At 62.7% G+C, this 25,392-nt stretch carries 23 protein-coding genes; 19 read left to right on the plus strand and 4 right to left on the minus strand.

Features of this window, described 5'->3' with window-relative positions:
- Positions 1-29 precede the first annotated feature (29 nt).
- Positions 30-1,712 (plus strand): long-chain-fatty-acid--CoA ligase, encoded by a 1,683-nt coding sequence (locus YQ44_RS00270; RefSeq protein WP_071321662.1) that lies wholly within the window; start codon positions 30-32, stop codon positions 1,710-1,712.
- Here the strand turns inward: YQ44_RS00270 and YQ44_RS00275 are convergent.
- Positions 1,709-2,881 carry an acyltransferase family protein gene (locus YQ44_RS00275; protein WP_071321663.1) on the minus strand — a complete coding sequence of 391 codons (1,173 nt, stop codon included), beginning with the start codon at positions 2,879-2,881 and terminating at the stop codon, positions 1,709-1,711. The two genes, YQ44_RS00270 and YQ44_RS00275, sit on opposite strands and share 4 nt — an antisense overlap.
- Positions 2,882-3,042: 161 nt before the next feature.
- Between YQ44_RS00275 and YQ44_RS29240 the strand changes: the two genes are divergently transcribed.
- A complete protein-coding gene (locus tag YQ44_RS29240; RefSeq protein ID WP_198043849.1) occupies positions 3,043-3,585 on the plus strand; it encodes a hypothetical protein in 543 nt (180 codons plus the stop codon).
- 18 nt (positions 3,586-3,603) lie between these two features.
- Entirely contained in the window at positions 3,604-3,915 is a 312-nt protein-coding gene (locus tag YQ44_RS29245) for a LytTR family DNA-binding domain-containing protein (RefSeq protein ID WP_198043850.1), read from the plus strand.
- Between the two features lies 1 nt (position 3,916).
- Here the strand turns inward: YQ44_RS29245 and YQ44_RS00285 are convergent, their stop codons facing one another.
- Together YQ44_RS00285 and YQ44_RS00290 are read right to left on the minus strand one after the other, a co-directional pair.
- Complete coding sequence (locus tag YQ44_RS00285; protein ID WP_071321664.1) at positions 3,917-5,509, minus strand: alkaline phosphatase D family protein; 1,593 nt, start codon at positions 5,507-5,509, stop codon at positions 3,917-3,919.
- 24 nt (positions 5,510-5,533) lie between these two features.
- Entirely contained in the window at positions 5,534-5,974 is a 441-nt protein-coding gene (locus YQ44_RS00290; protein WP_071321665.1) for an acyl-CoA thioesterase, read from the minus strand.
- 61 nt (positions 5,975-6,035) lie between these two features.
- On the opposite strand from YQ44_RS00290, the gene YQ44_RS00295 reads away from it, so the two are divergent.
- From YQ44_RS00295 to YQ44_RS00345, 12 genes are all read left to right on the plus strand, one after another.
- Positions 6,036-7,889 carry an ABCB family ABC transporter ATP-binding protein/permease gene (locus YQ44_RS00295; protein WP_071326159.1) on the plus strand — a complete coding sequence of 618 codons (1,854 nt, stop codon included), beginning with the start codon at positions 6,036-6,038 and terminating at the stop codon, positions 7,887-7,889.
- 196 nt (positions 7,890-8,085) lie between these two features.
- Complete coding sequence (locus tag YQ44_RS00300) at positions 8,086-9,042, plus strand: amino acid ABC transporter substrate-binding protein (protein WP_071321666.1); 957 nt, start codon at positions 8,086-8,088, stop codon at positions 9,040-9,042.
- Between the two features lie 99 nt (positions 9,043-9,141).
- Positions 9,142-9,891, plus strand: a complete 750-nt coding sequence (locus YQ44_RS00305; protein ID WP_071326160.1) for an amino acid ABC transporter permease — start codon at positions 9,142-9,144, stop codon at positions 9,889-9,891.
- Position 9,892: 1 nt separating this feature from the next.
- Positions 9,893-10,585: an amino acid ABC transporter permease gene (locus YQ44_RS00310; protein WP_071321667.1), complete on the plus strand. Its 693-nt coding sequence runs from the start codon at positions 9,893-9,895 to the stop codon at positions 10,583-10,585.
- A 41-nt stretch (positions 10,586-10,626) separates the two neighbouring features.
- On the plus strand, positions 10,627-11,352 hold the full coding sequence (locus YQ44_RS00315; RefSeq protein WP_071321668.1) for an amino acid ABC transporter ATP-binding protein: 726 nt from the start codon (positions 10,627-10,629) through the stop codon (positions 11,350-11,352).
- 39 nt (positions 11,353-11,391) lie between these two features.
- Positions 11,392-12,852, plus strand: a complete 1,461-nt coding sequence (locus YQ44_RS00320) for an amidohydrolase family protein (RefSeq protein ID WP_071321669.1) — start codon at positions 11,392-11,394, stop codon at positions 12,850-12,852.
- Between the two features lie 151 nt (positions 12,853-13,003).
- Positions 13,004-14,068: a dihydroorotase gene (gene pyrC, locus YQ44_RS00325; RefSeq protein ID WP_071321670.1), complete on the plus strand. Its 1,065-nt coding sequence runs from the start codon at positions 13,004-13,006 to the stop codon at positions 14,066-14,068.
- Positions 14,069-14,075: 7 nt separating this feature from the next.
- The gene (locus tag YQ44_RS00330; RefSeq protein WP_071321671.1) at positions 14,076-14,879 is read left to right on the plus strand and encodes a DUF3025 domain-containing protein; all 804 of its coding nucleotides are present in this window, start codon (positions 14,076-14,078) and stop codon (positions 14,877-14,879) included.
- 34 nt (positions 14,880-14,913) lie between these two features.
- A complete protein-coding gene (locus YQ44_RS00335) occupies positions 14,914-15,903 on the plus strand; it encodes a Gfo/Idh/MocA family protein (protein WP_071321672.1) in 990 nt (329 codons plus the stop codon).
- 11 nt (positions 15,904-15,914) lie between these two features.
- Positions 15,915-17,129 carry an MFS transporter gene (locus YQ44_RS00340; RefSeq protein WP_083411566.1) on the plus strand — a complete coding sequence of 405 codons (1,215 nt, stop codon included), beginning with the start codon at positions 15,915-15,917 and terminating at the stop codon, positions 17,127-17,129.
- The gene (locus YQ44_RS29650; RefSeq protein ID WP_257786871.1) at positions 17,129-17,254 is read left to right on the plus strand and encodes a hypothetical protein; all 126 of its coding nucleotides are present in this window, start codon (positions 17,129-17,131) and stop codon (positions 17,252-17,254) included. The genes YQ44_RS00340 and YQ44_RS29650 overlap by 1 nt, the downstream gene beginning before the upstream one ends.
- Before the next feature lie 371 nt (positions 17,255-17,625).
- Positions 17,626-18,117, plus strand: a complete 492-nt coding sequence (locus YQ44_RS00345) for an REP-associated tyrosine transposase (RefSeq protein WP_071321673.1) — start codon at positions 17,626-17,628, stop codon at positions 18,115-18,117.
- Positions 18,118-18,413: 296 nt separating this feature from the next.
- Here YQ44_RS00345 and recG read toward each other — a convergent pair whose 3' ends face one another.
- Positions 18,414-20,504, minus strand: a complete 2,091-nt coding sequence (gene recG / locus YQ44_RS00350; protein WP_071321674.1) for an ATP-dependent DNA helicase RecG — start codon at positions 20,502-20,504, stop codon at positions 18,414-18,416.
- Between the two features lie 199 nt (positions 20,505-20,703).
- On the opposite strand from recG, the gene queA reads away from it, so the two are divergent.
- The 4 genes from queA to secD all read left to right on the plus strand — a co-directional run bounded on the left by queA (position 20,704) and on the right by secD (position 25,390).
- On the plus strand, positions 20,704-21,759 hold the full coding sequence (gene queA, locus YQ44_RS00355; RefSeq protein ID WP_071321675.1) for a tRNA preQ1(34) S-adenosylmethionine ribosyltransferase-isomerase QueA: 1,056 nt from the start codon (positions 20,704-20,706) through the stop codon (positions 21,757-21,759).
- A 1-nt stretch (position 21,760) separates the two neighbouring features.
- Positions 21,761-22,900: a tRNA guanosine(34) transglycosylase Tgt gene (gene tgt, locus YQ44_RS00360; protein WP_034745502.1), complete on the plus strand. Its 1,140-nt coding sequence runs from the start codon at positions 21,761-21,763 to the stop codon at positions 22,898-22,900.
- Between the two features lie 195 nt (positions 22,901-23,095).
- On the plus strand, positions 23,096-23,428 hold the full coding sequence (yajC, locus tag YQ44_RS00365; RefSeq protein WP_071321676.1) for a preprotein translocase subunit YajC: 333 nt from the start codon (positions 23,096-23,098) through the stop codon (positions 23,426-23,428).
- A gap of 96 nt (positions 23,429-23,524) precedes the next feature.
- Positions 23,525-25,390: a protein translocase subunit SecD gene (gene secD / locus YQ44_RS00370; RefSeq protein WP_071321677.1), complete on the plus strand. Its 1,866-nt coding sequence runs from the start codon at positions 23,525-23,527 to the stop codon at positions 25,388-25,390.
- The last annotated feature ends 2 nt before the right edge of the window (positions 25,391-25,392 follow it).

Raw genomic sequence — 25,392 nt, forward strand, 5'->3', positions numbered from 1 at the left:
CTTTAATACAGATAAAGATGAGGCAATTGATGGACAAGATTTGGTTGAAGTCGTACCCGGACAGCGTTCCCGCAGAGATCGACTGCACGCAGTATCGTTCCGTCACGCATTTGCTGGAAGAATCGTTCCAGAAATACGCGGACCGCAACGCTTTCGTGTGCATGGATAAATTCCTCACCTACCGCGAACTCGACAAGCTGTCGCTGCAGATGGGCGCCTGGCTGCAAAGCAAGGGCCTGAAGACGGGCGCGCGCGTGGCGATCATGTTACCGAACGTGCTCCAGTATCCGGTGGCGATGGCGGCGATCTTGCGCGCCGGCTACACAGTCGTCAACGTCAATCCGCTGTACACGCCGCGCGAATTGCAGCACCAACTGATCGATTCGGGCAGTGAAGCGATCATCGTGCTGGAAAACTTTGCCACCACGGTCGAGCAGGTATTGCCGCATACCCAGGTCAAGCATGTGATCGTTGCCACCATGGGCGACTTGCTGGGCGGACTGAAAGGCACGATTGTCAACTTCGTCGTGCGCAAGATCAAGAAAATGGTGCCCGCGTTTTCCTTGCCTGGCGCCATCAGCTTCAACAAGATGCTGGCCGAGGGAGCGCGCCTGACCTTGACGCCCGTGCAGCAGGGCCATGACGATATCGTCTTCCTGCAATACACGGGCGGCACGACGGGCGTGTCGAAGGGCGCCATGCTGCTGCACCGTAACGTGATCGCCAACGTGCTGCAAAACGAGGCGTGGATTTCGCCCGTGATGACCAAGGAAATGCGCGCCACCTCGATGGGCTTCATGTGCGCCTTGCCCCTGTATCACATCTATTCGCTGACGGTCAGCGCCCTGATGGGCATGCGCGTGGGTGGCTTGAACGTGCTGATCCCGAACCCGCGCGACATTCCCGGTTTCGTCAAGGAATTGTCCAAGCACAAGATCGTCGTCTTCCCGGCCGTCAATACGCTGTACAACGCGCTGCTGAACAATGCCGAGTTTGCCAAGCTCGATTTCTCCAGCTACAAGGTGTGCAATGGCGGCGGCATGGCCTTGCAGCGCAACGTGGCCGAGCGCTGGCTGAAACTGACGGGCTGCCCGCTGATCGAAGGCTATGGCATGTCGGAAACGTCGCCCGTGGTGACGGGCAACCGCGTCGACATCACGGAATTCACGGGCACCATCGGCTTGCCTTTCCCGTCGACGGAAGTGGCGATCCTGAACGACGACGGCGTGGAAGTACCGCTGGGCGAACCGGGCGAGATCGCCGTGCGCGGCCCGCAAGTGATGGCCGGCTACTGGCAGCGTCCGGACGAGACGGCCAAGTCGATGACGGCGGACGGCTATTTCAAGACGGGCGACGTGGGCGTCATGGACGAGCGCGGCTATGTGAAGATCGTGGATCGCAAGAAAGACATGATCATCGTCTCCGGCTTCAATGTGTATCCGAACGAGGTGGAAGACGTGGTCGCGTCGTGTCCGGGCGTGCTCGAATGCGCGTGCATCGGCGTGCCCGATGCGAACTCGGGCGAAGCCGTGAAAGTGTTTGTCGTGCGCAAGGATCCGAACCTGACGGTGGAACAGATCCGCGAGCATTGCAAGCATGAACTGACGGCCTACAAGAAGCCGAAATACATCGAATTCCGCGATGAATTGCCGAAAACCAACGTCGGCAAGATCTTGCGCCGGCAATTGCGTGACGAAAAGAAAGCTGCTTAATTTGCAGGCAAGGCTGTGTCCGCTGCTACGGCTCTTTGTGGCAGGGCGGGCAAGCCGAAGCAGGGACGCAGCCAGCTCACCTTGCTGATCAACAGCGACGTCCCCAGCCAGCAGAGCGCCACCGTGCCGGCCAGTATCAGCAATGGCTCGAGCACGGGACCCAGCCGCAGCGGCACCAGCCAGTACGCCAGCAGCACGATCGCGCTCTGGTGCAATATGTACCAGGGAAAGACCGCCTGGCGCGCCCATGGCAGCCAGGAAAAGGGCCGGTTCAGCAAGGTGTGCGACCAGCCCAGGATGGCGCAGATGGCCAGCCACATGTACAGGTTGCGCATGGGCCAGGAGCCGGCCGAAGCCCAGGTCAGCAGGTTTTCCGAATACACGAGGTCAAAGCCCAGATACACGGCAAACGCGCATGGCGCCAGCAACAGCGCATGCCAGCGCAGCCGGGCCAGTTCCTGCCACACTCCCTTGTCGTTGCCCAGCCACCAGCCATACAGGTACATGGTGAAATAGATGGCGTGCGCGTACCAGTCCTTGAGCAGCGCGTGGTTTTCCGGATAGCGCAGTTTCAGGAAGACGGTTGCCGCCAGCGTTGGCAGGGCGGGCAGGATCAGCAGGCGCCAGCCGCGCAGTCTCGTGAACAGCGGCCTTGCCTGGGCCAGCAGTGGCTGCAGTGCCGCCAGCACGAGGGTGTACAGCAGCAGATACACGAGATACCACAGATGGTTCCAGGTAAAACTGGTTTTCCAGCCCGTAAATGCGCCGGCCGGCCAGGCGTAGCCGCCAAAATAATGCAGCAGGAATTGTCCATAGCCAGGCTCGACCAGGCCGTTGCTGACGCCTTCGCAATACGGCTGCACGGGCACCACCAGCAGCACGCCAAACAGCAGGGGCAGCAGCAGGCGCGCGAGCCTGCGCCGTAGGAAAGCGCCACGGGACGCTTGCGTCATCATGGCGCACGACACGCCGGAAATGAGGAAGACGATTTCCATGCGCCAACGGTTGATAAAGACCATGGGGAAATTCAACGTTTCCGTCAAGTACGTGCTTTTCATATGGAAGGCGGCGCCGTCCAGATACAGCATGGCCGTGTGGTAGGCGATCAGCAGGCTGAAGACAAGAAAGCGCAAGGCGTCGATATCGTAACGGCGAGAATGGATGCTCATGATGGGCGATGGGGGCGTTGGTGTAGGAATGCCCGAGCATAGGCAGGTCGCGGCGGCCGACCCAGTGAAAAGTGACCAATTGCGGGCAGTTTGTGACAAGCGGCGACGCCGGGACGGCGGTGGGACATTACAATCATGCAACTCATTCACCGTCCGCCACCATGCGCCTTTCTTCCACCGATTTGTTGCAACGATATCAACGCTGGCGCAAGCTCGCCGAGCCAGCTTTCTGGATCGTCCTGTATCTGCTGCAAACTTCGCTCAACTGCTGGATCAGCTGGGCCGACCGCGTGCGCGCCGGGCTCGCGACGCCATTCTGGGAAGTGGCCGTGTGGGAATGGAGCAGCAACCTGGTGTTGCTGGCGCTGGTACCGGTGGTGATCCTGGCCAACCAGCTGCGTCCCCTGCACCTGGTGTTCCAGCGCCGGAACCTGCGCTGGCACCTGGCCGCGTCGCTCGTCTACAGCCTGGTGCATGTGCTGGCCATGGTGGCCTTGCGCAAGCTCGCGTACTGGAGCCAGGGCAGCGATTACGATTTCGGCGACTGGTGGCGCGAATTGCCATACGAGTATGTCAAGGATGTGCGTACTTACTTCTCCATTTTATTGTTCACCGGTTTTTACCAGTTGCTGCTGATGCGCTGGCAAGGCGAGGCGACCTTGCTGGGCGAACCCGACGCAGGGGCGGCCGTGGAACCGGTGTAGCAGCCGGAACGCTTCCTGGTGCGCAAGCTGGGCAAGGATTTCCTGCTGCCCGCGGCCGACATCGAATGGATACAGGCCTGGGGCAATTATGTGAACCTGCATGTGCGCGGCCACGACTACCCGCTGCGCTCGACCATGGCGGCCATCGAGCGCCGCCTCGATGGCAAGCGCTTTGTGCGCGTGCATCGCAGCTATATCGTCAACCTCGATTTCGTGCAAACGATCACGCCGCTGGAGTCGGGCGAGGCGCGCATCGGCCTGAGCACGGGCGGCGAGGTGCCCGTCAGCCGGCGCTACCGCGACGCCCTGAAACAGCTGTCGATGGCGTGATTCAGCTTTGCTGCAGGCCGGGGATACCGTCGCGCACGGTAAAACTGGCCAGCGGCGCGATGGCGGAGGCGCGGTCGCGCACATTTTCCAGGCCCTGGAACACGGTCGTGGTTTTCTCTGGCGTGATATCCATCCACATATAGCCGCGCTTGTCGCTGCGTCCGTAGCGGATGTGCGGATTCATCGCCACGTACTGGTCCGTGCGCGCCTGTGGGCGGGAACTCGAGGTGATGGAGGTGCCGCAAAACTCGGTGGCCAGCACGGGATTCGCCTTGCCAATGGAACGCGTGGCGTTGCGGCTCAGCTCCGTCGCATAAAACGTGTGCACGTCGCCCGATAGCACCAGCGGGTTGCGGGCCTGGCTGTTGTGCAGGGCGTCGAGCAGGTGCTGGCGCGCTAGCGGATAGCCATCCCAGCCATCGGTCCAGATGCGCTCGTCGCCGGGACGCACGATCGGCACCTGGCTCGATTGCGCCATCAGTGTTTGCTGGGCCAGAATGTTCCAGTGCGCGGGAGAATTGTCGAGCCCGGCTTGCAGCCAGTGCTGCTGTTCTTCGCCCAGCATGGTGCGACCCGGTTTCAGCAAGTCGGGGCAGTTGCGCGTCGTGACGGAATTCGAGCCGCCGCGGCCCGGCCTGGCGCACGCGTGGTAGGCGCGGTACTGGCGGTCGTCCAGCACATGGAAGCGCGCCAGGCGGCCCCAGTCGTAGCGCTGGTAGATGCGCATGTCGACGAAGCCGCGCCGTCCCAGCGGCAGCAGGCGCAGCGGCATGTGCTCATAGAACGCCTGGTAGGCGGCCGCGCGGCGCGCAAGGAACGACGGCGTGAGCAATTCGTTGCGGTCATTGCCGTAATCGTTGGCCACCTCATGGTCATCCCAGGTGACGATCCACGGCGCGGCCAGGTGCGCGTCCTGCAGATCCTGGTCGCTCTTGTACTGCGCATAGCGGGCGCGGTAGTCGGCCAGGGTGAAGCTTTCATGCGTGCGCATGGCCCGGTCCGGGTGCTGCAGCTGGTACGGCCCCCATTCGTAGATATAGTCGCCGAGGAAGGCCACCAGGTCGGGCGCGGCCGCGGCGATATGCCGGTGCGCCGCGTAGGCACCAAATTCCCAGTGCTGGCACGAGGCCACGGCCAGTTTCAGCGAGGCGGGCAGGGCATCGGCGGCCGGCGCCGTGCGCGTGCGGCCCACGGGGCTGACGGCGTCGCCCAGCATGAAGCGGTACCAGTACCAGCGTCCGGGCGCCAGGCCGCCCGCATCGACGTGCACGCTGTGCGCGAGCGCCGGCGTGGCCGTCGCTTGCCCCTTGGCGGCGATGCGCCGGAACGCTTCGTCCTCGGCCACTTCCCAGCGCACGGTGAGGGCGATGGCGGGCGTGGCGGCCGCGTGCAGCGGGTCGTAGCAGATGCGCGTCCACAGCACGACGGCATCGGGCAGGGGCGAGCCGGAAGCGACGCCGAGCGCGAATGGATAGCCGCCGCCATTCAGGCGCGTGGCGGCGCGTGCGCCGGAACCGGACAGCATGCCGCCGGCGGCGGCCAGGGCACCGATGCGGGCGGCGCTGTGCAGGAAGATGCGGCGCTGGCTATCCATGCCGGCGGAGCCTGCGGAGTGGAATTATTGCGACAGCAAGGTTTCGATCGGCGGCACCTTGCGCGGCTTGCGGTCGGAATCGGTGGCGACATAGATCAGGGTGGCTTCCGTGACTTTCACGATGCACGCCTGCAGGCGGTTGCGCTCGGCATACACTTCGACATTGACGGTGATCGAGGTATTGCCGACCTTGACGATATCGGCGTAGAAGGACAGCAGATCGCCGACGAACACGGGATTTTTGAAGACGAAGGAGTTGACGGCGATGGTGGCGACGCGGCCGTTGGCGCGTCGCGTGGCCGGCAGGGAGCCGGCGATATCGACTTGCGACATGATCCAGCCGCCGAAGACGTCGCCGTATACATTGGCGTCCGACGGCGCGGGCATCATGCGCAGTTCGGGCATTTTTCCGGCGGGCAGGCCGGAGGCGAGGCAGTTATCGGGGCGGGCGGGGGAGGTGCTCATCTTTTATTCTCATGAAAGGCTACAATTGCCCCGATTGAACCATAAAAAGCCGACCTTCGCCATGCGCCGTTCCCAGACTCCCCCTCCGCCCCGCTCGCCAGCTTCCGCCAGCCACAGCGATTTCGCCACCATCAAGACCCTGCTGCCGTACTTATGGGTCTACAAATGGCGGGTGCTGCTGGCGCTGCTCTGCCTGGTGGGCGCCAAGCTGGCCAACGTGGGCGTGCCCCTGATCCTGAAAAAACTCGTCGACGCCATGACCATCACGGCGGCCCATCCGCAAGCGCTGCTGGTATTGCCGGTGGGCTTGCTGGTGGCCTACGGCTTGCTGCGCCTGTCGACCACCTTGTTTACGGAGCTGCGCGAATTCCTGTTCGCCCGGGTCACGCAGCGCGCCGTGCGCACCATCGCGCTGCAAGTGTTCCGCCACCTGCATGCGCTGTCCTTGCGCTTTCATTTGAACCGCCAGACGGGCGGCATGACGCGCGACATCGAACGGGGTACGCGCAGCGTCGGTTCGCTCATTTCCTATACCTTGTTCAACATCTTGCCGACCCTGGTGGAAATCACCCTCGTGCTCGGCTATCTGGTCTTGCATTACGACATCTGGTTCACCGTCATCACGGCGGTGGCGCTCGTGTCGTATATCGCGTTTACCGTGCTGGTGACGAACTGGCGCACGCATTTCCGCCGCACCATGAACGACCTCGATTCCAAGGCGAATACCAAGGCCATCGATTCGCTGATCAACTATGAAACCGTGAAATATTTCGGCAACGAGGATTACGAAGCGAAGCGCTATGACGAGGGCTTGCAGCGCTATGAAAGCGCGGCCGTGAAATCGCAGACTTCCTTGTCCCTGCTCAATACGGGCCAGTCGCTGATCATCGCCACGGCCGTCACATTGATCCTGTGGCGCGCCACGGTGGGCGTGATCGCCGGCACCATGACCCTGGGCGACCTGGTGCTGGTGAACGCCTTCATGATCCAGCTGTACATTCCGCTCAATTTCCTTGGCGTCATCTACCGCGAAATCAAGCAGAGCCTGGCCGACATGGAGCGCCTGTTCTCGCTGCTGAACGAAAACCGCGAAATCGCCGATACGCCGGAAGCCAGGCCGCTCGTCACGCGGGGCGCGGCCGTGCGTTTCGAGCATGTGGATTTCAGCTATGAAGCCAAGCGGCAAATCCTGTTCGACGTGGATTTCCAGATCGCCGCCGGCACCACGACGGCCGTGGTGGGCCACAGCGGTTCGGGCAAGTCGACCCTGTCGCGCCTGTTGTTCCGCTTCTATGAAGTCGATGGTGGCGGCATCACCATCGACGGCCAGGACTTGCGCAGCATCACGCAGGATTCCTTGCGCGCCGCCATCGGCATCGTGCCGCAAGACACGGTGTTGTTCAACGACACCATCGAATACAACATCGCCTATGGCAAGCCGGGCGCCAGCAAGGACGCCATCGTGGCGGCGGCGAAGGCGGCGTCGATCCATGATTTCATTGAAAGCTTGCCCGATGGCTACAACTCCATGGTGGGCGAGCGGGGCTTGAAGCTGTCGGGCGGCGAAAAGCAGCGCGTGGCCATCGCCCGCACCTTGCTGAAGGATCCGGCCATTTTGATCTTCGATGAAGCCACCTCGGCGCTCGATTCGAAGGCCGAACAGGCGATCCAGGCGCAGCTGAAGGACATCGCCAGGAACCGCACCACGCTGGTGATTGCGCACCGGCTGTCGACGGTGGCCGACGCCCAGCAAATCCTCGTGCTCGACCATGGCCGCATCGTCGAGCGCGGCACGCATCCGCAATTGCTGGCCGCAAATGGCCTGTATGCGCAGATGTGGCAACGCCAGCAGGCGAATATGGACGATGAGACGGAAGAGGACGACGCGCTGGCGGGCTTGGCGCCAGTAAAATAAATCGGGAATGGGAAATCAGTAGGAAAAATGCTACAGCCACGCCCCTTCAGGCGCGCGTATAGCGCCTATTTGAGGGCAATCGCAGAAAACGGCTAGTCCGGCGCTGAAAATGAAATAAAATTAATTCCATTGGTGGCGTCTGCACCACAGTTGTTTCGTCCGGAGTCGCATCCGGTTTGTCCGCCCAGGAGAATTTATGAAATTGACCAGAATCGTCGCCACGCTGCTCAGCGTTGGCGTCCTTAGCAGCATGTCGCCAGCCCAGGCACAGGAATTGACCGGCACATTGGCCAAGATCAAGAAAGCCGGTTCCGTCACCCTCGGTGTGCGTGACGGCTCCGTGCCCTTCTCCTATCTCGATGACAAACAGCAATACCAGGGTTATTCGATCGACCTGTGCATGAAGGTCGTCACGGCCCTGCAAAAACACCTGGGCCTGAGCGAACTGAAAGTGGTGATGAGCCCCGTCACGTCGGCCAACCGCATCCCGCTGATGGCCAACGGCACCATCGACCTCGAATGCGGCTCGACGACGAACAACCTCGAGCGCCAGCAGCAGGTGGCATTCGCGCCCACCATGTTCGTCATCGGCAACCGCGTGCTGTCGAAGAAAAGCTCGAACATCAAGACCCTGGAAGACTTGCGCGGCAAGACCCTGGTCGCCACGGCCGGCACGTCGACCATCAAGCAGATGACCATCCTCAACAAGGAAAAGAACCTGGGCATGAACATCGCCGTCGGCAAGGACCATCCCGAATCGTTCCTGATGCTGGAAACGGGCCGCGCGGTGGCCGAAGCCAACGACGATATCTTGCTCGCCTCGCAAGTGGCCAATTCGAAAAATCCGAACGACTACGAAATCACCAAGGAAGCGCTGTCCGTCGAGCCATACGGCATCATGCTGCGCAAGGGCGACCCGGCCTTCAAGAAGGTGGTCGACGACGCCCTGATCCGCCTGTACAAGAGCGACGACATCAACCGCATCTACGCCAAGTGGTTTACCTCGCCGATCCCGCCGAAAAACATCAACCTGAAATTCCCCATGCCGCCGCAATTGAAGGCGGTCTTCACGAATCCGACCGATTCGGGCGACCCGGCCGCGTATGCGGCCGTGCCGGAAGCGCAGAAGACGTCGGACAAACGGAAAAAGTAACAAGAGTGCGTAAAAACCGGGGGGCGCAAGCCTCCCGTTTCATTTGCGGGGCGGGCGGCGGGCAAGCCGCCGTCCTTGGGCCGCATGGGAAGGATGATCATGAATTACAACTGGAATTGGCGCATCTTCTGGGAGATATCTCCCGACGGCGTCGGCACGTATATGGACACCCTGTGGTCCGGCTTGATATGGACCCTGGCCACGGCCGGCACGGCCTGGATCATGGCCCTGATCCTGGGCCTGGTGATCGGCACCATCCGCACCCTGCCGAATAAATGGATCGTTGGCGTGGCCAACGCGTATGTCGAATTGTTCCGCAACGTGCCGCTGCTGGTGCAGATGTTTCTCTGGTATTTCGTCATGCCGGAGCTGCTGCCCACGGACATGGGCAACTGGGTCAAGTCGCTGCCGAATGCGCCGTTCGTCACGGCGGTTCTGTGCCTGGGATTTTTCACTTCCTCGCGCGTTGCCGTGCAGGTGACGACGGGCATCGAGGCGCTGCCGCGCGGGCAGAAACTGGCCGGCACGGCGCTGGGCCTGACCCTGCCGCAAACCTACCGTTTCATCCTGCTGCCGATGGCCGCGCGCGTCATCATGCCGCCGCTGACCAGCGAGTTCCTGAACATCATCAAGAACAGCTCCGTGGCGCTGACCATCGGCCTGATCGAACTGACGGCCAGCGCGCGCGCCATCCAGGAATTCTCGTTCCAGGTCTTCGAAGCGTTTTCGGCCGCCACCATCATCTACGTCGTCGTCAATCTGCTGGTGGTGGTGCTGATGCACCTGATCGAGAAAAAGGTCGCCATCCCGGGCTTCATCGTCGCCGGCGCCAAGACGGGAGGACACTGACATGTTCGGTAATTTCGACTTCGATGTCATCTCCCGCTCGTGGGTCTACCTGTTCCAGACCGGCATGGTGTTTACCCTGAAACTGACGGCGCTGTCCATGGTGGGCGGCATCGTGCTGGGCACCCTGCTGGCGCTGATGCGCCTGTCCAGCAACCGCATCCTGTCCGGCGTGGCGTCGAGCTATGTCAACCTGATACGCTCGATCCCGCTGGTGCTGGTGATCTTCTGGTTCTACTTCCTGGTGCCGTACATCGCCGCCTGGATCATCGGCGCCGCCGAGCCCGTGAAAGTGGGCGCGTTTTCCTCGGCGCTGATCACCTTCATCATGTTCGAGGCGGCCTACTATTGCGAGATCATGCGCAGCGGCATACAGTCGATCCCGCGCGGCCAGGTATGGGCGGGCCAGGCGCTGGGCATGAACTACCGGCAAACCATGGGCAGCATCGTGCTGCCGCAGGCGTTCCGCAACATGATCCCCGTGCTGCTGACGCAAACCATCGTGCTGTTCCAGGACGTCTCGCTCGTGTACGTGCTGTCGATTCCCGATTTCGTCGGCGCCGCCTCGAAAATCGCGCAGCGCGACGGCCGCCTGGTGGAGATGTACGTGTTCGTCGCCGTCGTGTATTTCGTGCTGTGCTATGCCTTGTCGTTCCTGGTGAAACGCCTGCAAAAGCGCGTCGCCATCATTCGCTAATCCATTCCAGCCTGATGCTCGGGAAAACAAGAAAGAAGACCATGATTGAACTGAACAAAGTAAGCAAATGGTATGGCCAGTTTCAGGTGCTGACCGACTGCACCACGCAAGTGGCCAAGGGCGACGTGATGGTCATTTGCGGACCGTCCGGCTCCGGCAAGTCGACCCTGATCAAGACCGTCAACGGCCTCGAGCCGATCCAGCAGGGGCAGATCATCGTCGACGGCATCGCCGTCAACGACCCGAAAACGAATCTGTCGAAACTGCGCGCGCGCATCGGCATGGTGTTCCAGAATTTCGAGCTGTTCCCGCATTTGTCGATCCGCGAAAACCTCACCATCGGCCAGATCAAGGTGCTGGGCCGCAGCGCCGACGAAGCCAATGCCAAGGGCCTGAAATACCTGGACCGCGTGGGCCTGCTGTCGCAGCAGGACAAATTTCCCGGCCAGCTGTCGGGCGGCCAGCAGCAGCGCGTGGCGATCGCCCGCGCGCTGTCGATGGACCCGATCGCCATGCTGTTCGACGAACCGACATCGGCGCTCGACCCGGAAATGATCAACGAAGTGCTCGACGTGATGGTGGGCCTGGCGCAGGAAGGCATGACGATGATGGTCGTCACGCATGAAATGGGCTTTGCCAAGCGCGTGGCCAACCGCATCGTCTTCATGGACCAGGGCAAGATCATCGAGGATTGCAGCAAGGACGATTTCTTCAACACGACGCGTTCGGACCGCGCGCGCGATTTTCTCGCCAAAATCATCCATTAATTTTTTATCTGTTGAACTGGAATGACATTGAAATTGGTAATGCTGCCTGTACTGAAAAAAATGGCCGGCGCGATGCTGGCGCTGGGCTTCCTGGCACAGGCCCACGCGGCCGACAGGATCGCCGTCGACATCGCCCTGCGCGACGCCACCGTGATCGACGTTGCCGCCGGCCGCGCCATCACGGGACAATCCGTGCTGCTCAAGGGCGACAGCATCGTCGCCGTCGTCGATGACGCGCAGCTGCGAAGCTATGCGCCGAAGCGGACCATCCGCCTGCCCGGCAAATACCTGATGCCGGGCCTGTGGGACACGCATGTGCATTTCGGCGGCGGCCCCGAGCTGATCGACGAGAACAAGCAGCTGCTGCCGCTGTATCTGGCGCACGGCATCACCACGGTGCGCGACTGCTCGGGCGACTTGCCCGACACGGTGCTGGCCTGGCGCCAGCAGATCAACGCGGGCCAGCTGCAGGGGCCGACGATTTTTACCTCCGGCGCCAAGCTGGAGGGCATCAAGCCGCTGTGGAAGGGCACCATCGAAGTGGGCACGCCGCAGGAAGTCACGCGCGCGCTCGACGGCCTGCAGGCGCAGCACGTCGACTTCGTGAAGATCACGGAAAACACCCTGAAGCCGGAGCTGTACCTGGAAGCGCTGCGCCAGGCGCGCGAGCGCGGCATGCGCACCTCGGGGCATATCCCCGTGCAGCTGACATTGGGACAGATGGCCGACGCGGGCCTGGGCACGATCGAGCACCAGTCCTACCTGCTGCGCGCCACCACGCCGCGCGAACAGGAACTGACGGACCAGGTGGCCGCCGGCAAGCTGACGGGCAAGGAGGCGATGCGCGCAAGCGTGCAAAGCTATGACGAACCGACGGCGCGCAAGGCCTTCAGCTACCTGGCCGCGCGCGGCACGGCCATCGTGCCGACCCTGTGGGGTTCGCGCGTGACGGCTTACCTGGACCGCGAAGACCACACGCACGATCCGGCCCTGCAATACATCGGCAAGGGGCTGCGCGCCACTTACGACTGGCGCGTGCAGCGCGCCGCCAAGGATGGTCCGGAAGCCATCGCCCAGCGCCATGCGCAGTTCGAGCAATCGGCAAAGCTGCTGCCGATCTTGCAGCAGCAGGGCGTGAGCATCATCGCCGGCACCGATGCGGGCTTCCTCAATTCCTTCGACTATCCGGGACAGGCCCTGCACGATGAAATCGGCCTGTATGTGCAGTATGGGCTGACGCCGCAGCAAGCCTTGCAGTCGGCCGTCATCAACGGCCCCCGCTTCCTGGGCAAGCTGGAGCGCTACGGCAGCGTGGCGGCCGGCAAGGCGGCCGACCTGCTGGTGCTCGACGCCAACCCGCTGCAGGACATCGGCGCCACGCGCCAGATCCGCCTGGTGGTCAGCCGTGGCCACGTGTATGACCGCGCCGCGCTGGACCGGATGCTGGCCGATATCCGCGCCTGGGTGGCGAAGCAGGAGGCGCCGCCTGCCAAATCCTGATGCGCATGCGCTCCTGATATGCAAAACGGCCAGCGCACACTGGCCGTTTTACCGTCAGGGCGGCAGCGCATACGGGCTTTCCCGGCGGGCGAGGCGGCCCGGCGGCTGGTAAAATGGCGCTATTCGCAATGACCGCCTGAGAGCAGCCGCCATGTCCACACCCGATCACACCCCGACCGCCGTTCCTTCGTCCATCACCATCACCCGTCCAGACGACTGGCATCTGCACCTGCGCGACGGCGCCGTCATGGCCAGCGTGCTGCCGCACAGCGCGCGCCAGTTCGGCCGCGCCATCGTCATGCCGAACCTGAAACCGCCCGTCACCACCACCGCCGACGCAGCCGCCTACCGCGAACGCATCCTGGCGGCCGTGCCGGAAGGCGTGAACTTCGACCCGCTGATGGTGCTGTACCTGACGAACAACACCTCGCCCGATGAAATCCGCCGCGCGCAGGACAGCGGCATCGTGCAAGCCGTGAAACTGTATCCGGCCGGCGCCACCACCAATTCCGATGCGGGCGTGACGGACCTGAAAAACTGCTACAAGGTGCTGGAAGTGATGCAGGAAGTGGGCATGCCCTTCCTCGTGCACGGCGAAGTGACGGACCCGGAAATCGACATTTTCGACCGCGAAGCCGTCTTCATCGAACGCGTGATGCGTCCGCTGCGCAGCGCCTTCCCGGCCCTGTCCGTCGTATTCGAGCACATCACCACCAAGGACGCGGCGCAGTACGTGGCCGAAGCGGAAGGCCCGATCGCCGCCACCATCACGGCGCATCACCTGCTGTACAACCGCAACGAGATCTTCAAGGGCGGCATCCGCCCGCATTACTACTGCCTGCCGATTCTCAAGCGCGAAGAGCACCGCCTGGCGCTGATGACGGCCGCCGCCAGCGGCGACGAACGCTTCTTCCTCGGCACAGATTCGGCGCCGCACGCGCAAGGCGCCAAGGAAATGGCTTGCGGCTGCGCCGGCTGCTACACGGCCCTGCACGCGATGGAAATGTATGCCGAGGCGTTCGAGCGCGCCGGCGCGCTCGACAAGCTGGAAGCGTTTGCCAGCTTCCACGGCCCGGCCTTCTATGGCGTGGCGCGCAACACGGACACCATCACCCTGAAGCGTGAAAGCTGGACCCTGCCAGCCTCTCTGCCGCTGGGCGACAGCCATGTCATTCCGCTCAATGCCGGCGAGCAGATCAACTGGAAAATGGTGTAAGCGCTTCATGCTGCCATCGATAGACTGGACCCGCCCCTGGTATGCCACGGTGCTGCCGGCGCGACGGCAGCTGGACCTGCAGCGCGACACGGTCATCGCCGCGCTGAACGGGCAGGCGCGGGCGCTGGACTTGCGCAATCCATCGGGCTTGCCGCTGGCCTTCGTGCCGCAAAGCGAGCTGCCCGAAGGCGTCGCGTATGAAGAATTCATCGGCGCCACGGGCGGCGTGCCCACGCGCGACAATCTGCATGACTTTTTCAATGCGCTCGTATGGCTGACCTTCCCGCGCATCAAGCGGCAGCTGAATGCCTTGCAGGCGGCGCAGATCGCCCTGTCCGGCGTCGGCAAGTCGCGTGGCCCGGCACGCGACGGCGCCACCATTTTCGATGAAAATTCGGCCTTGCTGGTGCTGCGCGACAGCGATGCGGGGCGCGCGCTGGAAGCGACGTTGCGCGGACACGACTGGCGCGGCGCCTTCATCGCGCAGCGCGGCAAGTTTGGCGCCGGCGGCGACGCCGAAGTCTGCCTGTTCGGCCACGCGCTGATGGAAAAACTGGTGGCGCCGTACAAGGCCATCACGGCGCACGCGCGCGTGATCTTTGCCGGCGACGCCTACTTCGCGCTCGACGATGCGGCGCGGCGCGCCTGGCTCGACGAGCGCGTGGCGCAGGACCTGGCCAGCGGCGGCCTGACGACGGCCGATTTTACGCCGCTGCCCGTGCTGGGCCTGCCCGGCTGGAGCGAAGGCCAGGACGACGATTTTTACAATGACGCTACGGTGTTTCGTCCGAAACGCAAGGCGTCAACTTAACGCATGCCGCCGCGGCGGCCAAAGGGATCGATGCATGGATAAGGTGATACGCTGGGGCATCCTCGGCACGGGCAAGATAGCGCGCGCAATGGCCATCGGCTTGCGCGATGCGCCGGGTGCGCAACTGGTGGCGGTGGCCTCGCGCAGCGATGCCGGCGCGCTGGCCTTCGGCGCCGAATTCGGCATCGAACGCTGCCACGGTTCGTACCAGGCGCTGGCCGACGACGCGGACGTGGACGTGATCTACATCGCCACGCCGCACACCCTGCATGCGGAAAATGCGCTGATGTGCCTGGCCGCCGGCAAGCACGTCGTGTGCGAAAAGCCGTTCACCATGAATGCGCGCGAAGCGCAGGCCGTGGTCGACATGGCGCGCGAGAAAAAGCTGTTCCTGATGGAAGCCATGTGGAGCCGCTTCCTGCCGGCCGTGCAGGAAGCCAAACGCATCATCGCCAGCGGCGAAATCGGCGTGCCGCAGCAGGTGCAGGCCGATATCGGCTTTGTCGCCAGCTTCCCGCCCGAGCACCGCATGTTCAATCCTGAATTGGGCGGCGGCGCGCTGCTCGACGTGGGCATCTATCCGCTGTCGATGGCGGCCTTCTTCCTCGGACCCGTGTCGGCCGTGCAGGCGCTGGCCGAGATGGGCGCCACCGGCGTCGATGAGCAAGTCGTCTTCTCGCTGCTGCATGCTGGCGGCGGCACCTCGTCCTGCGCCTGCAGCCTGCACGCGCTGACGCCGACGGAAATGACGATTTCCTGCAGCCTGGGGCGCATCCGCCTGCCCAACCGTTTTTACAAGCCCGATTCCTTGATCGTCGAAGCGATGGACGGCGAACGCCGCGTGGTCGCCGCGCCCTGCCTGGGCAATGGCTACACGCACGAAGCGCTGGAAGCGATGCGCTGCATCCGCGCCGGCCTGCTGGAAAGCCCCGTCATGCCGCACGCCGACAGCGTGGCGCTGATGCATAATCTGGACACCATGCGCGGCCAGATCGGCCTCGTTTACAGCGCCGACCAGGCGTAATCAGGAACCCCATGACATTGCCCTCATCCCGTCCCAGCCTGAAAACCGTCCTGATCGCCAGCGGCGTCGTCCTGACCCTGGCGATGGGCGTGCGCCATGGCCTGGGCTTCTGGATGCAGCCGATTTCGCAAGCCAATGGCTGGACGCGCGAAACGTATTCGCTGGCGCTGGCCATGCAAAACCTGATGTGGGGCGTCTTCGGCCCGTTCGCCGGCATGGCGGCCGACCGCTTCGGCACCATGCGCGTCGTCATCGTCGGCGCCATCAGCTACATGGCCGGCCTCGTGTGGATGGCGCTCGTCACGCAGCCCACGCTGTTCATTGTCGGCTCGGGCATCTTCATCGGCCTGGCGCTGGCCTGCACGGCGTTTGGCGCCATCAGCGGCATCATCGGCCGCAGCGCACCGCCCGAGCAGCGTTCGTGGGCCTTCGGCATCTCGTCGGCGGCCGGCTCGTTTGGCCAGTTCCTGATGATGCCGGTCGAGCAGCAACTGATTTCCGCCGTGGGCTGGCAAAACGCCTTTTACGTGCTGGCCGCGCTGGTGCTGCTGGCCATGATCCCGATGGCCTTTTACCTGCGCGAGCCGCCCGTTACGCACGCCAGCGGTCCGCAGCAAAGCGTCGGCGCCGCCTTCAGCGAAGCCGTCGCCAGCCGCTCTTTCTGGCTGCTGCTGGCGGGGTATTTCGTGTGCGGCTTCCAGCTGGTGTTCATCGGCGTGCACTTGCCGGCCTACCTGAAGGACCAGGGCCTGATGAATCCGAATATCGCCGTCACGGCGCTGGCGCTGATCGGCCTGTTCAATATCGTCGGCTCCTACTACGCGGGCAAGCTGGGCGGAAAAATCGCCAAGCGCTATCTGCTGTCGGCCATCTACGTGGCCCGCGCGGTGGTCATCACGCTGTTCCTGCTGGCGCCCTTGTCGTCATGGTCGGTGTACCTGTTCGCCGCCGGCATGGGCGTGCTGTGGCTGTCGACCGTGCCGCTGACGAATGGCATCATCGCCGGCATCTTCGGCGTGAAGCACCTGTCGATGCTGGCCGGCATGGTGTTTTTCTCGCACCAGGTGGGCAGTTTTCTCGGTGCATGGCTGGGCGGCTACCTGTACGAGCACCAGGGCACGTACCACGCCGTGTGGATGATCACCATCGGCCTGGGCTTGCTGGCCGCGCTGATCAACCTGCCGATCGACGAGCGCGCCGTCAAGCGCGCGGCGGTGGCGGCGTAATGGGCAGCTGGCGCGCGTGGCTGTGGCGCCTGCTGGGCGCCGCGCTGCTGGCCATCGTCTTCATGGCGTATCTGCGGCCCGATTTCATGCTCGACCTGGCGAATCGCTTCTGGATGTGCATGTAGGCTGCGCGGACGCAAGGTCGATTGCGAAAAGCCGGCTTATGCTGGAAGTCGGATTACGCCACGCTAATCCGACCTACCCGACCTGCCGCCGCATATGTGCGTAGGTCGGATTAGGCCGAAAGGCCGTAATCCGACAACACCGGGAACCAAGAAAAGCCATAGCGATTAGGCCGCAAGGCCGTAATCCGACAACACCCGGAAACAAGCAATGCCAATAGTGTGCAGGCCGTAGGCCGTAATCCGACAACACCGGGAACCAAGAAGAGCCATAGCGATTAGGCCACAAGGCCGTAATCCGACAACACCCGGAAACAAGCAATGCCAATAGTGTGTAGGCCGCAAGGCCGTAATCCGACAACACCCATGAAACTATGCGATACCGACGCGCATTCCAGCCAGGCGGCAGCTTTTTTTTCACGGTGGTGACGGCACACCGCCGGCCCGTTTTTGCTACTGCCACTGCCGTGGATTTTCTGCGGCACGCTTTCCGCACCGTACGCCATAAACGGCCATTCAATATCGACGCTATCGTTATCCTGCCCGATCACCTGCATTGCATCTGGACCCTGCCTGAAGGCGATGCCGATTTCATGACGCGCTGGAGGCTGATCAAGACATGGTTCAGCAAGCATGCAGGCATTAAAGATACTTGGCAGCACCGCTTCTGGGAGCATGTGCTCCGCGACGGACGCGACCTCGCCAATCATGTCGATTACATCCATTACAACCCGGTCAAGCATGGTTTGGTGGAGCAAGTCATCGATTGGCCGTATTCCAGTTTTCATCGGTATTTAAAGCAGGGATGGTGTGCCGCGGATTGGGGCGGGGAGGGCGTGGACGTGGCGGGTATTGGGCGGGAGTGAGCAGCGCCAACAATGTTGTCGGATTACGCTACGCTAATCCGACCTACCCGACCTAACGTTGCGTATTTGCGTAGGTCGGATTAGGCCGTAGGCCGTAATCCGACAACACCCGGAAACAAGCAATGCCAATAGTGTGCAGGCCGTAGGCCGTAATCCGACAACACCCGGAAACAAGCAATGCCAATAGTGCGTAGGCCGTAGGCCGTAATCCGACAACACCCGGAAACAAGCAATGCCAATAGTGTGCAGGCTGTAGGCCGTAATCCGACAACACCCGTCAATCGGCAATACCAGATCTACACCTTCAAAAATTCCTCTTTCCCGCCGAGCCAGCGCGCCAGGTGGGCTTCCACGGTGGTGGCGGCCGCCGCCGTGGTGGCGTGCAGCAGGTCGTGCGCCACGTCGCGCGCCTGGTCTACCAACCATTGGTCCGTTTCCAGGTCGGCGAAGCGCAGCATGGCCTGGCCGGACTGGCGCGCGCCGAGGAACTCGCCGGGGCCGCGGATTTCCAGGTCGCGGCGGGCGATCTCGAAGCCGTCCGTCGTTTCGCGCATCGTCATCAGGCGCTGGCGGGCCACGCCGCCCAGCGGGCCCTGGTACAGCAGCAGGCAGACGCTGGCCGCCGAGCCTCGGCCCACGCGGCCGCGCAGCTGGTGCAGCTGCGACAGGCCGAAACGCTCGGCGTGCTCGATCACCATCAGCGAGGCATTCGGCACGTCGACGCCTACCTCGATGACGGTGGTGGCGACCAGCACGTGCAGCTGGCCGGCGATGAAGGCGTCCATCACTTCCTGTTTTTCCGCCGGCTTCAGGCGCCCGTGCACGAGGCCCACCTGCAGCGCGGGCAGGGCCTCGGCCAGCATCATGTAGGTGTCGGTGGCCGTCTGCAGCTGCAGCGCCTCCGATTCCTCGATCAGCGGACAGACCCAGTACACCTGCCGGCCTTCCAGCGCGGCCGCGTAGACGCGGGCGATGACTTCGTCGCGCCGGTTCTGGTCGATGGCGCGCGTGACGATGGGGCTGCGCCCGGGCGGCAGCTCGTCGATCACCGACACTTCCAGGTCGGCGTAATAGGTCATGGCCAGGGTGCGCGGGATCGGCGTGGCCGACATCATCAGCTGGTGCGGCACGGCCGCGCTGTCGCCCTTGTTGCGCAGGGTCAGGCGCTGGCCCACGCCGAAGCGGTGCTGTTCGTCGACGATCACCAGGCCCAGTTTGGCGAACTGCACGTTGTCCTGGATCAGCGCATGCGTGCCGATCACCAGCTGCGCTTCGCCCGATTCGATCAGGGCCAGCGCGGCCGTCTTTTCCTTTTTCTTCAGGCTGCCCGTCAGCCAGGCCACCTTCACGCCCAGCGGTTCCATCCAGGCGGCGATCTTGCGGAAGTGCTGTTCGGCCAAAATCTCCGTGGGCGCCATCAGCGCGGCCTGGTAGCCGCTGTCGATGGCCTGCGTGGCGGACAAGGCCGCCACCACCGTCTTGCCGCTGCCGACGTCGCCCTGCAACAGGCGCTGCATCGGATACGGCTGGCGCAGGTCGGCGCGGATTTCGTCGAGCACGCGCGCCTGCGCGCCCGTCAGCTTGAAGGGCAGGGCGGCGCCAAAGGCTTCCGACAACGTGCCGACGATGGGCAGCGAGGCGGCGCCTTTCGAGCGGCGCGCGCGCTGGGCGCGTTTCAGCGACAGCTGCTGCGCCAGCAGTTCATCGAATTTCATTCGCACCCAGGCCGGGTGCGAGCGGTCCATCAGCGCGCTTTCATCGATGTCCTGCGGCGGATAGTGCAGCAGGTGCACGGCGGCGCGGAATGGCGACAGCTGCATCTCGTGCAGCAGCGGCTCGGGCAGGGTGTCGTGCCAGTCGATGCGGCGCATGGCGTCGGCGATCTCGCGCCGCAGGACGTGCTGCGACAGGCCTTCGCCGGACGGGTAGACGGGCGTCAGGGCCGTGGGCAGCGGCGCGCCCTCGTTGACGACCTTGTAGGTCGGGTGCACCATCTCGGCGCCGAAAAAGCCGTGTTTGAGTTCGGCGCGCGCGCGTACCCGCGTGCCTTCGGCCAGTTGCTTGACCTGGCTGCCGTAGAAATTCATGAAGCGCAGCAGCAGGTTGCCCGTTTCATCGGCGATCGTCACGAGCAATTGCTTGCGCGGCTTGAAACTGACTTCGCACTTGGTGACGACGCCCTCGACCTGCCACGACTCGCCGCCGCGCAGGCAGGCGTCGCGTATCGTGTAGACCTTGGTTTCATCTTCGTAGCGCATCGGCAGGTGCAGCACCAGGTCCATATCGGTACGCAAGCCCAGCTTGGCCAGGCGGCTTTCCGTGCTGACCACCTTTTTGGCCGCTTTCGGCTTGGCGGCGGGGGGAAGATCGGGCGTTGGATCGGGCATATGCAAGGTTTTGGTGCCGCTGGCGCAAGTTTCAGTGCCGCTAGCGTAAAATAGAGGGTTGTCCGGCACACCCTGTGCGTACCGCAGTCATCGTTTGTTGCGGCGGATTATTGTAATGCCTGTATAGGCGCACAGTATAGTGCCAGATCTTCCATTGCGCACTCCTAATCATTTTTGACGTATTTTTGAAGCAAAACGCATGTATTCGCTTTCCGATTTCGATTTTAATTTGCCGCAAGAAAACATTGCGCAAACTCCGCTGGCCGAGCGCAGCGCCTCGCGCCTGTTGCATCTGGACGGCGACGCCCTGGTCGACCGCCAGTTCGCCGACATCGTCGGACTGCTGCAAGCGGGCGACCTGCTGGTGATGAACGACACGCGCGTGCTGAAAGCGCGTTTCTTTGGCGTCAAGGAAAGCGGCGGCAAGATCGAGGCGCTGGTCGAGCGCGTGCTCGATGAGCGCACCGTGCTGGCCCAGGTGCGCGCCTCGAAGTCGCCGCCACCCGGCTGCCGCATCCGCCTGGCCGACGCCTTCGACGTGACGGTGGGCCAGCGCGCCGGCGAATTCTTTACCCTGCATTTCGAGGCCGACGTGTTCGAGCTGATCGAGGCGCATGGCCGTTTGCCGCTGCCGCCGTATATTGAGCATGACGCGGATGCCTTCGACGAGACGCGCTACCAGACCGTGTTCAACAAGGTGCCGGGCGCCGTGGCCGCGCCGACGGCGGGCCTGCATTTCGACCAGGCCCTGCTCGACCAGCTGAAGGCCAAGGGCGTCAACTTCGCCTATGTGACCCTGCACGTGGGCGCCGGCACCTTCCAGCCCGTGCGCACGGAAGTGTTGTCCGAGCACAAGATGCATACCGAGTGGTACACCATGCCGCAGGACACCGTGGACGCCGTGCGCGCCACGCAACGGGCCGGACGCGACGTGGTGGCCGTCGGCACGACCAGCCTGCGCGCGCTGGAATCGGCCTCGCAAAGCGGCCAGCTGGTGGCCGGCAGCGCCGATACGGCCCTGTTCATCACGCCCGGCTATGCGTTCAAGACGGTGACGCGGCTGATCACCAACTTCCATTTGCCGAAATCGACCCTGCTGATGCTGGTGTCGGCCTTTGCCGGCTATGAGCCGATCCGCCATGCCTACGCGCATGCGATCGCGCAGAACTACCGTTTCTTCAGTTATGGCGACGCGATGCTGCTGACCACGCAATCGCGCGCTGCGCTGAACCTCCATACTCCCGTGAAAGACTGACATGCTGGAATTTACATTACTCAAGACCGACACGAGCGGCCTGACCAAGGCACGCCGCGGCACCTTGAAACTGAACCACGGCGTCGTGCAGACGCCGATCTTCATGCCAGTGGGCACTTACGGCTCCGTGAAAGCCATGTCGCCGCTGGAACTCAACGAGATCGACGCGCAGATTATCCTGGGCAACACGTTTCACCTTTGGTTGCGTCCTGGCAACACCGTCATGGAGAAATTCGGCGGCTTGCACGGCTTCATGGGCTGGAACAAGCCGATCCTGACGGATTCCGGCGGTTTCCAGGTGTTTTCGCTGGGCGCCATGCGCAAGATCACGGAAGAGGGCGTGCATTTCAATTCGCCCATCAACGGCGATAAATTGTTCCTGTCGCCGGAAGTGTCGATGCAGGTGCAGCGCGTCTTGAATTCCGACATCGTCATGCAGTTCGACGAATGCACGCCGTACGAGATCCAGGGCCGCCCGGCCACCATCGAGGAAGCGGCCAAGTCCATGCGCATGTCCTTGCGCTGGGCGCAGCGCTCGAAGGACGAGTTCCACCGCGGCGAGAACCCGAATGCGCTGTTCGGCATCGTGCAGGGCGGCATGTTCGAAATGCTGCGCGACGAGTCCTTGGCCAAGCTGGAAGAGATCGACTTTCCCGGCATCGCCATCGGCGGCCTGTCCGTCGGCGAGCCGAAGGAAGACATGATGCGCATGCTGGCCCACGTGGGCCCGCGCCTGCCGGCCAACAAGCCGCATTACCTGATGGGCGTGGGCACGCCGGAAGACTTGGTGGCGGGCGTGTCGAACGGGATCGACATGTTCGATTGCGTCATGCCGACGCGAAATGCGCGCAATGGCTGGCTGTTTACCCGTTTCGGCGACATCAAGATCAAGAACGCCAAGTACAAGGAAGACCAGGCGCCGCTGGACGAGACGTGCAGCTGCTACGCCTGCCGCAATTTCTCGCGCGCGTATCTGCACCATCTGCACCGCTCCAAGGAAATCCTCGGCGCGCGCTTGAATACCATCCACAACCTGCATTACTACCTGGACTTGATGCGCCAGATGCGCGAAGCGCTCGACGAAGACCGTTTCCACGCGTTTACGCTGCAATTCCATGCGGAACGCGCACGGGGAACTTAAGAAATCCTTATGTCGATGGCCACTGGCGCCATGGCCTGATGTTTTATATATTGGTGCTTGGACTGGGGCTATAAAGCATTGCATAATGCCTTTTTAGCCCCATTTAAAGTTGCCATGCCTGCAATTAGGGTAATGGTCTATCGCCAATGCTAGAATACAGCGCTATTTTTCAAACTGATTAGAACTGGAGTCACCGTGTTTTTCATTTCCAACGCTTATGCGCAAGCCCCTGCCGATGCCCTGGGTTTCGGCGGCAACCTGACCAGCTTCCTGCCGCTGGTATTGATGTTCGTGGTCATGTACTTCCTGATGATCCGCCCACAGCAAAAACGCGCCAAAGAACAAAAGGCGATGATGGACGCGCTGACCAAGGGTGACGAAGTCGTCACCGCCGGCGGCATGCTGGGCCGTGTTGTCAAGGTAGTGGACGCTTACGTCACCATCGAAGTGGCGACCGGCACCGAAATCACGGTGCAAAAGAGCTCCATCACCACCTTGCTGCCTAAAGGCACCCTGAAGGCGCTGTAATTCCTCGCTGCCATTGCCACGGCAATGACTGACCGGGGCGGCTATCCGCCGCCCCCCGCGACGCCTCCGACGCTCAACACTGAACGCTGAATCAATATGAATCGCTACCCTGCCTGGAAATACATCATCATTGCCGTCGCCTTATTGCTGGGCGCACTCTATACGGCGCCCAATTATTTCGGTGAATCACCGGCGCTGCAAGTAACCAGCGGCAAGTCGACCGTCAAAGTGACGGGCGAGTTGATGACGCAAGTCGAGCAAATATTGACGAAAGAGAGCGTCAAGTCGGAAGGTATCACCATGGACGGCGTCGGCAACCTCGCCTCCGTGCGCGTGCGTTTCGCCGATCCGGATACCCAGTTCAAGGCCAAGCTGGTACTGGAAAAGGACCTGAACACGGATCCGAGCGACCCGACCTACGTGGTGACGGTCAATCTGCAAGCGAATACCCCGCAATGGATGCAAAAATTGCATGCCTTGCCCATGTTCCTGGGCCTGGACTTGCGCGGTGGCGTGCACTTCCTGATGCAGGTCGACGCGAAAGCCGTGCTGACCAAGAAAGTCCAGGGCATCCAGTCCGCCGCGCGCAGCGTGTTGCGCGACAAGAATATCCGCCACGCCGGCATCGAACGCGTGGGCGACAGCATCGACATCAACTTCCGCGACGCGGAAACGCGCCTGAAGGCAAAAAATGTGCTGTCCGACCAGATGTCGGAGCTGGCCTTTGCCGATGCCGGCAGCGGCAGCGATCTGAAACTCGTCATCACCCTCAAGCCGGCGGCCCTGAAAGCCACCATCGATGAAGGCGTAAAACAGAATATCTCGACGCTGTCCAAGCGCGTCAATGAACTGGGCGTGGCCGAGCCGCTGATCCAGCAGCAAGGTCCCGACCGCATCGTGGTGCAATTGCCCGGCGTGCAAGACGTGGCCCGCGCCAAGGCCATCATCGGCCGCACGGCCACCCTGGAAGTGCGCCTCGTCGACGAAAGCATCGTGCCTGGCACGGAGCTGTCGAGCGCCATCCCGTTCAATTCCGAACTGTTCACCGTCGGCAAGGGCGTGCCTGTCGTGCTGTCGAAAGACGTGATCCTGACGGGCGACTATATCTCCAGCGCCACGGCCAGCTTCGACCAGAACCAGCAAGCGGCCGTGTCCATCGACCTGAACGGCGACGGCGGCCGCAAGATGCGCGAAGCGACCCGCGAACGTGTGGGCAAGCGCATGGCCATCGTGCTGTTTGAAAAAGGCAAGCCGGAAGTGCTGTCGGTCGCCACCATCCAGCAGGAACTCGGTTCGCGCTTCCAGATCACCGGCATGGGCGGCGCGGAAAACGCCAACGAACTGGCGCTGCTGCTGCGCTCGGGCGCCTTGTCTGCACCGATGACGGTCATCGAGGAACGCACGATCGGACCGCAGCTGGGCGCTGAAAACATCGCCAAGGGCTTGCATTCGACGATGTACGGCTTCCTTGCCATCGCCGTCTTCATGATCGCCTATTACATGATGTTCGGCGCCTTCAGCGTGCTGGCCCTGGCCTGCAACCTGTTGCTGCTGATCGCCCTGCTGTCGATGATCCAGGTCACGCTGACACTGCCAGGTATCGCCGCTATCGCGCTGGCGCTGGGTATGGCGATTGACGCCAACGTGCTGATTAACGAACGTATCCGTGAGGAGCTGCGCGCCGGCAGCACGCCGCAGGCGGCGATCGCCGCCGGCTTCGACCGCGCCTGGGCGACGATTCTGGACTCGAACGTGACCACCCTGATCGTCGGTATCGCCCTGCTGGCCTTCGGCAGCGGTCCGGTGCGCGGCTTCGCGGTGGTGCACTGCCTGGGTATCCTGACCTCGATGTTCTCCGCCGTCTTCGTTTCGCGCGGCGTGGTCAACCTCTGGTATGGCCGCAAGAAAAAGCTGACCACGCTGTCGATCGGCACGGTCTGGGTGCCAGGCACGAGCAAATAAGC

Origin of the sequence: Janthinobacterium sp. 1_2014MBL_MicDiv (genome assembly GCF_001865675.1) — a bacterium.
In the GTDB taxonomy this organism is placed as follows: domain Bacteria; phylum Pseudomonadota; class Gammaproteobacteria; order Burkholderiales; family Burkholderiaceae_D; genus Janthinobacterium.

Excerpts from the sequence above, each read along its gene's own strand:
- YQ44_RS00300 (WP_071321666.1), top strand. The coding sequence starts at position 8,086 with ATGAAATTGACCAGAATCGTCGCCACGCTGCTCAGCGTTGGCGTCCTT.
- YQ44_RS00285 (WP_071321664.1), bottom strand. The coding sequence starts at position 5,509 with ATGGATAGCCAGCGCCGCATCTTCCTGCACAGCGCCGCCCGCATCGGT.
- YQ44_RS00270 (WP_071321662.1), top strand. The coding sequence starts at position 30 with ATGGACAAGATTTGGTTGAAGTCGTACCCGGACAGCGTTCCCGCAGAG.
- recG (WP_071321674.1), bottom strand. The coding sequence starts at position 20,504 with ATGCCCGATCCAACGCCCGATCTTCCCCCCGCCGCCAAGCCGAAAGCG.
- YQ44_RS00295 (WP_071326159.1), top strand. The coding sequence starts at position 6,036 with ATGCGCCGTTCCCAGACTCCCCCTCCGCCCCGCTCGCCAGCTTCCGCC.
- YQ44_RS00335 (WP_071321672.1), top strand. The coding sequence starts at position 14,914 with ATGGATAAGGTGATACGCTGGGGCATCCTCGGCACGGGCAAGATAGCG.
- YQ44_RS00305 (WP_071326160.1), top strand. The coding sequence starts at position 9,142 with ATGAATTACAACTGGAATTGGCGCATCTTCTGGGAGATATCTCCCGAC.
- tgt (WP_034745502.1), top strand. The coding sequence starts at position 21,761 with ATGCTGGAATTTACATTACTCAAGACCGACACGAGCGGCCTGACCAAG.
- YQ44_RS00340 (WP_083411566.1), top strand. The coding sequence starts at position 15,915 with ATGACATTGCCCTCATCCCGTCCCAGCCTGAAAACCGTCCTGATCGCC.
- YQ44_RS00345 (WP_071321673.1), top strand. The coding sequence starts at position 17,626 with ATGCGATACCGACGCGCATTCCAGCCAGGCGGCAGCTTTTTTTTCACG.
- YQ44_RS00290 (WP_071321665.1), bottom strand. The coding sequence starts at position 5,974 with ATGAGCACCTCCCCCGCCCGCCCCGATAACTGCCTCGCCTCCGGCCTG.
- YQ44_RS00275 (WP_071321663.1), bottom strand. The coding sequence starts at position 2,881 with ATGAGCATCCATTCTCGCCGTTACGATATCGACGCCTTGCGCTTTCTT.
- queA (WP_071321675.1), top strand. The coding sequence starts at position 20,704 with ATGTATTCGCTTTCCGATTTCGATTTTAATTTGCCGCAAGAAAACATT.
- YQ44_RS00315 (WP_071321668.1), top strand. The coding sequence starts at position 10,627 with ATGATTGAACTGAACAAAGTAAGCAAATGGTATGGCCAGTTTCAGGTG.
- YQ44_RS29240 (WP_198043849.1), top strand. The coding sequence starts at position 3,043 with ATGCGCCTTTCTTCCACCGATTTGTTGCAACGATATCAACGCTGGCGC.
- pyrC (WP_071321670.1), top strand. The coding sequence starts at position 13,004 with ATGTCCACACCCGATCACACCCCGACCGCCGTTCCTTCGTCCATCACC.
- YQ44_RS29650 (WP_257786871.1), top strand. The coding sequence starts at position 17,129 with ATGGGCAGCTGGCGCGCGTGGCTGTGGCGCCTGCTGGGCGCCGCGCTG.
- YQ44_RS00310 (WP_071321667.1), top strand. The coding sequence starts at position 9,893 with ATGTTCGGTAATTTCGACTTCGATGTCATCTCCCGCTCGTGGGTCTAC.
- YQ44_RS00320 (WP_071321669.1), top strand. The coding sequence starts at position 11,392 with ATGCTGCCTGTACTGAAAAAAATGGCCGGCGCGATGCTGGCGCTGGGC.
- YQ44_RS00330 (WP_071321671.1), top strand. The coding sequence starts at position 14,076 with ATGCTGCCATCGATAGACTGGACCCGCCCCTGGTATGCCACGGTGCTG.
- secD (WP_071321677.1), top strand. The coding sequence starts at position 23,525 with ATGAATCGCTACCCTGCCTGGAAATACATCATCATTGCCGTCGCCTTA.